General features: G+C 61.2%; 5 protein-coding genes and 2 pseudogenes. 2 read left to right on the forward strand and 5 right to left on the reverse strand.

The window, feature by feature from the left end; genetic code table 11:
* The 3 genes and pseudogenes from ACQUQ1_RS21395 to ACQUQ1_RS21405 all read right to left on the reverse strand — a co-directional run.
* Positions 1-165, reverse strand: a pseudogene (locus ACQUQ1_RS21395) (DUF955 domain-containing protein); the annotation flags it as partial.
* A 410-nt stretch (positions 166-575) separates the two neighbouring features.
* Positions 576-923 (reverse strand): hypothetical protein, encoded by a 348-nt coding sequence (locus tag ACQUQ1_RS21400; protein ID WP_435066248.1) that lies wholly within the window; start codon positions 921-923, stop codon positions 576-578.
* A gap of 75 nt (positions 924-998) precedes the next feature.
* Positions 999-2,000: a DUF6610 family protein gene (locus tag ACQUQ1_RS21405; protein ID WP_435066249.1), complete on the reverse strand. Its 1,002-nt coding sequence runs from the start codon at positions 1,998-2,000 to the stop codon at positions 999-1,001.
* Between the two features lie 282 nt (positions 2,001-2,282).
* On the opposite strand from ACQUQ1_RS21405, the gene ACQUQ1_RS21410 reads away from it, so the two are divergent.
* Entirely contained in the window at positions 2,283-2,489 is a 207-nt protein-coding gene (locus tag ACQUQ1_RS21410; protein WP_435066250.1) for a heavy-metal-associated domain-containing protein, read from the forward strand.
* Here ACQUQ1_RS21410 and ACQUQ1_RS21415 read toward each other — a convergent pair.
* Positions 2,486-4,762: a heavy metal translocating P-type ATPase gene (locus ACQUQ1_RS21415; protein ID WP_435066251.1), complete on the reverse strand. Its 2,277-nt coding sequence runs from the start codon at positions 4,760-4,762 to the stop codon at positions 2,486-2,488. The two genes, ACQUQ1_RS21410 and ACQUQ1_RS21415, sit on opposite strands and share 4 nt — an antisense overlap.
* A gap of 131 nt (positions 4,763-4,893) precedes the next feature.
* Between ACQUQ1_RS21415 and ACQUQ1_RS21420 the strand changes: the two genes are divergently transcribed.
* Positions 4,894-5,448: an ArsR/SmtB family transcription factor gene (locus ACQUQ1_RS21420; RefSeq protein ID WP_435066252.1), complete on the forward strand. Its 555-nt coding sequence runs from the start codon at positions 4,894-4,896 to the stop codon at positions 5,446-5,448.
* Positions 5,449-5,582: 134 nt separating this feature from the next.
* Here ACQUQ1_RS21420 and ACQUQ1_RS21425 read toward each other — a convergent pair.
* Positions 5,583-6,184 (reverse strand): annotated as a pseudogene (locus tag ACQUQ1_RS21425) (hypothetical protein); the annotation flags it as partial.

Here is a 6,184-nt window from a genome sequence, read left to right on the forward strand (position 1 = left end):
GAATCGGGACTGGACATCGAGCCACTCCTGGAACTGTTGGCTGGCTTTTGCCTCGTCGACGTCTGCGACGAGCTCGTTGATCCAGTCTTCGATGGTACTGTGCATCTCGTCGTGTCGGGTGTCGGTCTCCTCGAACGAGACCCCCGACTCACTGGCTGTCATCATGGATTGCATCACATCGAGTACGACGACGTCTCCGAGAAGTCAGGACGCGCCGCACCCCTCGGGGGCGCACAATAAACATCGGCGCGACTTTGGAGGGTTAATATCGGGGCTGCTATCGGAGGCTGGGATTAACAACCATTGCGAAACAAGTACAGGGAGGATGGGTCTCGTCGAAACGCTCCGCGGGGTCGTTGGTACTCGCACGTCCATGATATCCACCCTGTATGAGTGCCGACACTGCGGAACGACTCTTTCCGAGGACGCTGAAACGTGTCCGACCTGTGGTGGAGAAGACGTTGCATGCTACCGGTTCTAAGTAACCGTCCTCCTATCTGGACAGGTTGCGGTCAGACTCGTTTCTGTTCGAGATAGTGCCCGGTCAAACACCCCGTAGTGTGAATGGGGCTTGATTATCGAAGCGCTGCCTTCTCGTCAGCGAAGCCGACCGTGACGAGATACTCGAGGAACGAATCGAACTGGTCGACATCGCTCGGCGTGTCCGTCGCGAGGTGTCGAACCCATTCGATCGCCCACTGGAACGCGGGATCGGTTCCGCCTTTGCCATGTATATACCACCAGCGGGCGGCCTTCAGGACGACGAGCGGATTCGTCGGCGGCTGCTCGCTTGCGAGTCCACGAGTGATCGACCGGATTTCCTCGGGTACCTCAGCGGGGTCGACCTCGCCTGATTGGGTGTTCGATACGTCGACTGGAATGTCGTCGATCGAGACGTCGTTCGGACGCTGTTGTTGACTCACGGAAAATCACCTTCTCGGAGGACTTTCTGGATCGAGCCCTCGTCCCCTCCGGGGCGCGAAAAACCACTCGTGACGTCACGTCGGCGGAATGTACACGCTCTGCTCGCCAGCGATCTCCTTGAGGTTGTTTCGATGACGATGTGAGAAGTAGCACTCGTAGCTGCAGTAGCCACAGAGTACGCCGGTATCATACTCAGCGATGAAGGGACCGCGCCGAGTCGTCCAGACGTTCGCTTCGCATTCGGTACACGCAGCACTATCGAGATCGGTCGGTGACGGGCCCTCGTACTCGATTTCGGGGATGTCGCTGTGTGGTGTCGAGTCGGGCCAGACGCCGTGAGACTGCCAGAATGCCTTGATGCGGGCGAGGCTGTGTCGGACTGTCTTCCGAACTGTGACGTGGGAGGCGTCACGACCACTGTCGTCCCAGCCGTCGGCCGTCCAGAACTCCCCGAACTGCGCGCCACGATGCAGCCCGTTCCAATCGAGGCCGACGATGTCGGCTGGTGGCTCGTCGGTGAGTGTCGGCCTGGTCAGCTGTCGAATGGCGTCGAGCTGCTTGGGCGGACTCCCACCGAGGATGTGGACGCGCCGCCCTCTCCAATCGGCTGGGTCGGAGAACTCGTGCGCCAGGCGGTCGGCGTACCCTCGCGAATAGCCGAGGATGATATCATCTGGGATCGTGTCAATCACCGCCTGGGATTTCGGGACGATGATGACCTCGGCATCGGGAAAGCTGTCCTGAATCTCACGAGCAGCAGCGACGTGGGTGTCAACGTCAGTAGGTTTGTAGATGTCGCCGATGACACCGACCTGTGGCTCGTACTCGAAGAACCGCTCGACGAATCGATCCAGATTGGGGTTCCGGAAGTCGTTGTCGAGCATCCCGACGGGGAGGGTGAGATTCTGATATTGGGTCTCCTGATACCCGCAGTCCTCTCGAAAGCCGGGAAGGAAACCGAGCTTATAGGCATCCAGAGTGAACGGCGCTCGATGGAGGAACGCCACGATGTCAGCTTGTCTGGCGGCAGCGATGTCGCTCGCCGTTCTGGCGCTGGAGCTCAGCTCGAGGGACATGATTGGAGTTACGAGGCCGCTGTTGGCCGCCCCGCGCCTCTTCTGGGGCCTGACAAACCGAGGTGCAGTCTGTTAACCAACAACAGGGAAACTTATGCGGGGATTGTTGGTTAAGGACAGGACTTACTCTTCGTCGTCAGTGGTCCCCCTCTCGAAGAGCCTCCACGCCTTTGGGGCCGACACAAACAACTCTCCGGACGATGACGCCCCACCTCTAATAGAGATAAAACCGATACAACAATTACCGTAATGGTCATCCCCCGCGAGTGTTTACCGGTCCGTATGGAGCGGAAGACGATCTCAGTCACCGGGATGTCGTGCAACGGGTGCGAACAGAATGTGGAGACCGCCCTGCGAAACCTCGATGGTGTGAATCGGGTCGAGGCCAACCACGACGCTGACACGGTCGACGTGGTTCTCGAGGATGGGGTCTCCGATGATGAGGTGAACGCGGCAATCGAACAGGCCGGGTACGACGTCGTGGCCTAATCGGCCGTCGCTCGGCCGTCGCTCACGTCACCGTCCGTCCGTTCGTCGAGGGCGAAATCGGTGTTGACGCCATCACCCGAGAGGAGCTGACCAGCGAAGCTGTTGGCCAGCACCGCCGAGACAGAGAGCACCATCGCGAGCATCGCGAACACGGGATGAACAAGTCCCGTCGTCGCGGCGGCGACACCGATCCCGTTGAACGCGAAGGCCGTCGCGAGGTTCTGGCGGGTCTTCCGGTAGCTTTCGTTCCCGATTTCGTAGGCGTCCATAACGCCGCCGAGTCGATCGCCCATCAGGACAATATCTGCTGACTCAATGGCGATGTCGGTCCCGGCGCCGATGGCGATCCCGATATCCGCCTGCGTGAGTGCAGGAGCGTCGTTGATGCCGTCGCCGACCATCGCGACGCGGTGACCGGCCTCCTGCAGGCGACCGATTTCCTCGCGCTTCTCGTCGGGCAGGACATTGGTCATGACGCGATCGATGCCGACCTCTTCGCCGACCGCGTTCGCGGTGCGCTCGTTGTCTCCAGTGATCATCACGGGGGTGATGCCGGCCTCTTTCATCCGCTGGACGGTCGCAGCGGCGTCGCCCTTGATCTCGTCACCGATACCGATCAGGCCGATTAGGTTACCGTCACGAACAACTCCGGCGACGGTGAGGCCCCGGCCCTGGAGTCGCTCGATGTCGTCGTGATCGTTCGACAAGTCGATCCTTTCGTCGCTGAGCCAGCCCGGTTTGCCGACCAGCACCGCGTCGCCATTGACGGTCGCCCGAACGCCCTTACCCGTCACGGAATCGAAGGCGGCGGGGTCACCGTACTCGACGCCATGTTCGTCGGCGGCCGCGAGGATCGCATCGGCGAGCGGGTGCTCGGAGAACGCCTCTGCACTCGCCGCCGTCGCCAGTACGTTGCTTTCCTCGTCATCCAATCCAACGACGTCACTGACGGCGGGTTCGCCGACGGTGATCGTGCCGGTCTTGTCCAGCACGATGTGGTCGACGTCGGGGAAGATCTGGAACGCGTCACCGGAGCGCATCAAGATGCCGCGGTTCGCGGCCTTCCCACCGCCCCGAATCAGGGCCAGCGGCGTGGCCATCCCGAGAGCGCACGGATAGCCGAGGACGAGGACGGCTAGTGCTGCGAACGCCCCGCGCTGGACGTTGGGGTCTGCTCCCCACGCGAGCGGTGCGACCACCCAAAAGAGGAACGAGAGCGCGGCAATCGTCAAGACGCCTGGGACGAAGTACTTGAGGACGCGGTCGGCGAGCTGGATGATGCCAGGCTTCATCGCCCGCGCTTCCTCGATCTCGCGGGCCACCTGATTGAGGAACGCGTCCTCTCCGGTTGCAGTCACCTCGATGAGCAGCGTCCCGGTCTCGTTGACGCTGCCGCCGATCACCTCGTCGCCGGCGGCCTTCTCCTCGGGGATCGACTCGCCTGTCGCGACGGATTCGTCGACCGTGGACTCTCCCTCGACGACAGTCCCATCGACGGGAATGTTCCCGCCGGGTTTGACGCGGACGCGATCACCGACGTCGAGGTCGTCGACGGGGGCCTCCTCGACGATGCCATCATCACCGACGCGGCGTGCCGTATCGGGCTGGAGATCCAGAAGGCTCTGGACGGCCTGTGAGGCCCGCGTGCGGACGATGAGGCTGGTGTACTCCGAGAGGATGTGGTAGGTGGTGATGAACACGGAGACGGCGAAGAAGTGAACGGTCGGGAAGCTCGGGAAGACGAACAGGCCGAGTAACCCGCCGAGGAGCCCGGCGAACGCGCCCGCTTCTAGGAGGACGTGCTGGTTGAAAATACCCCTGCGGAGGCTCTGGAAGGCTTTCTGTTTGATGTAGCGTCCCGGACCGAACATTGTCCCGAGCGCCAGCCCCAGCGTCACCAGATCCATTGCCGGTGACGCCGACTCGAAGCGTCCCATCACGAGGATCATCCATCCCATCAGCGCCGCAACAACGATAGATGCGCCGCCGGCGAGCAGTAGCCGGCGCTTCCCGGTGGCGAGTTCAGCCTGCTGCTGTTCGTATCGCTTTGCCTTGTCCGGGTCGCGGATGGTGTAGCCGAGGTCGCGGAGCGTGTCCTTCACTTCGACCTCGTTCAGGCGGTCGTCGTCGTACTGAACGAGAATCTCCTCATGGGCGAGACTCACGTCGACATCCTCGACGCCGTCGGTCCGGTTGTAGGCCTTCTCGATGCTTTTGGCACAGAACGAGCAGGACATCCCCCCGACGTTGAATTGTTCGTGTGTCGTTCCCATCGTAGATGTCAGTTATCGCGGGATGCGGAAAACCATTACGACAATAGTCATAGCGATATTAAAGTACTGAAACTACTGTCGGGGGAGTGGCGGTACTCTTACTGTCGTCGTCCGCTTACGTCATCACAAGAATGGCGCTCCTCGAATCCGATGTGCCGATCCGCGAAGTCGTGACGACAGACCCGGAGAAAGCGAAGGCGTTGGAGAATGACGTCCGGGCGAAGATCCTCGATATGCTCGCGACCGAGGAAATGACGATCGAGGAGATTTACGACGAACTCCAGCGGCGCGGCGAGGAGAAGGCGGAAACGACGGTGCGCCACCATGTGAACGTCCTGAAGGATGCGGGGATGGTCGAGATCGCTCGTCTCGAAGAGGCCGGTGGGGGGACGCGGAAGTACTACAAGTCGAACACGCGGGTCTTCTCGTACGATCTCCCAGAGGAAGCCAACGAAACCCTCGCAGGGGCGCAGTCCACTGCGTCCGAGGAGCTGACATCCCTCATCGAGACGTTGTACGCGGACCACGGTGCTGAGATTGAGGCGGTCGCACGCGAAATGAAGCCCTGTGAGTACTGCGACACCCAGCACTACGAGGAGTTCATTGTTCGCGAACTCCTGAATCGTGCCCTCATCGAGTTAGGCGAGAGTGGCATGCTTGACGACGTATTCTCACCCGACGACTGACGTTCACTCGATATAGCCGCTCATAGTGGACGTATCCCGACGGAACGCCTGATAGGCCTGATTGAACGAGGCGAGGATTGAACAAGACTGGAACCGTCCCTCGAGTCGGCAAGAGAAAACAGGCAGTTCGAGGATCAGCTCATCGCGTCTTGGAAACGCTCACGGAGCGCATCCTCACGCTCCTCGAACTGGTCGACCTTCTCCTGCAGGTCGTCGCTGACGCGCTCGATGCTCGCGAGGGCCCGCTCGCCGGCGAGCAAGGACTGCGCCCCATCGCCATCCTCGCTGTCCAGCTGTTGCTCGTAGGCCTGTTCGACGCGCTCGATGGTGCCCTCGGGATTGAACAGGATGTCGTTCGCGATGCGGACGTACTGGTCGAGGGACGCACCTTCCTTACCCTGGAAGAAGTGGGTGAGCGCGTACGTTGCGCCGGAGTGCAGCGTCCACATGTCGATCTCGAACGGCGATGCCGCGTTGGCCTCGGCATCCTCAGCAGCACGTTCGGCCAGGTAGTCCGGGAACCCGAGGAGACTGTAGAACTCCGTGACGGTGAACGGAAGATCCGAGAAGTCGATCTCGATGTCCTGGGCGTCGCGGATGAACTCGAAGAGGTCGTCGGCGACGAGTTCGACCTGGGCGAGGATCTCCTCCCACCAGGACCGGAAGTCCCGAACGTCCCCGACGTGCTTGATGACTTCCTTGTCGGTGAGCGAGCGCATCGAATTCGAGCAGTACC

Source organism: Halobaculum sp. EA56 (assembly GCF_051195075.1).
Classification (GTDB): domain Archaea; phylum Halobacteriota; class Halobacteria; order Halobacteriales; family Haloferacaceae; genus Halobaculum.

What these genes read in the sequence shown, in the direction of transcription:
- ACQUQ1_RS21415 (WP_435066251.1), bottom strand. Translation starts at nt 4,762, where the DNA reads ATGGGAACGACACACGAACAATTCAACGTCGGGGGGATGTCCTGCTCG.
- ACQUQ1_RS21420 (WP_435066252.1), top strand. Translation starts at nt 4,894, where the DNA reads ATGGCGCTCCTCGAATCCGATGTGCCGATCCGCGAAGTCGTGACGACA.
- ACQUQ1_RS21410 (WP_435066250.1), top strand. Translation starts at nt 2,283, where the DNA reads ATGGAGCGGAAGACGATCTCAGTCACCGGGATGTCGTGCAACGGGTGC.
- ACQUQ1_RS21405 (WP_435066249.1), bottom strand. Translation starts at nt 2,000, where the DNA reads ATGTCCCTCGAGCTGAGCTCCAGCGCCAGAACGGCGAGCGACATCGCT.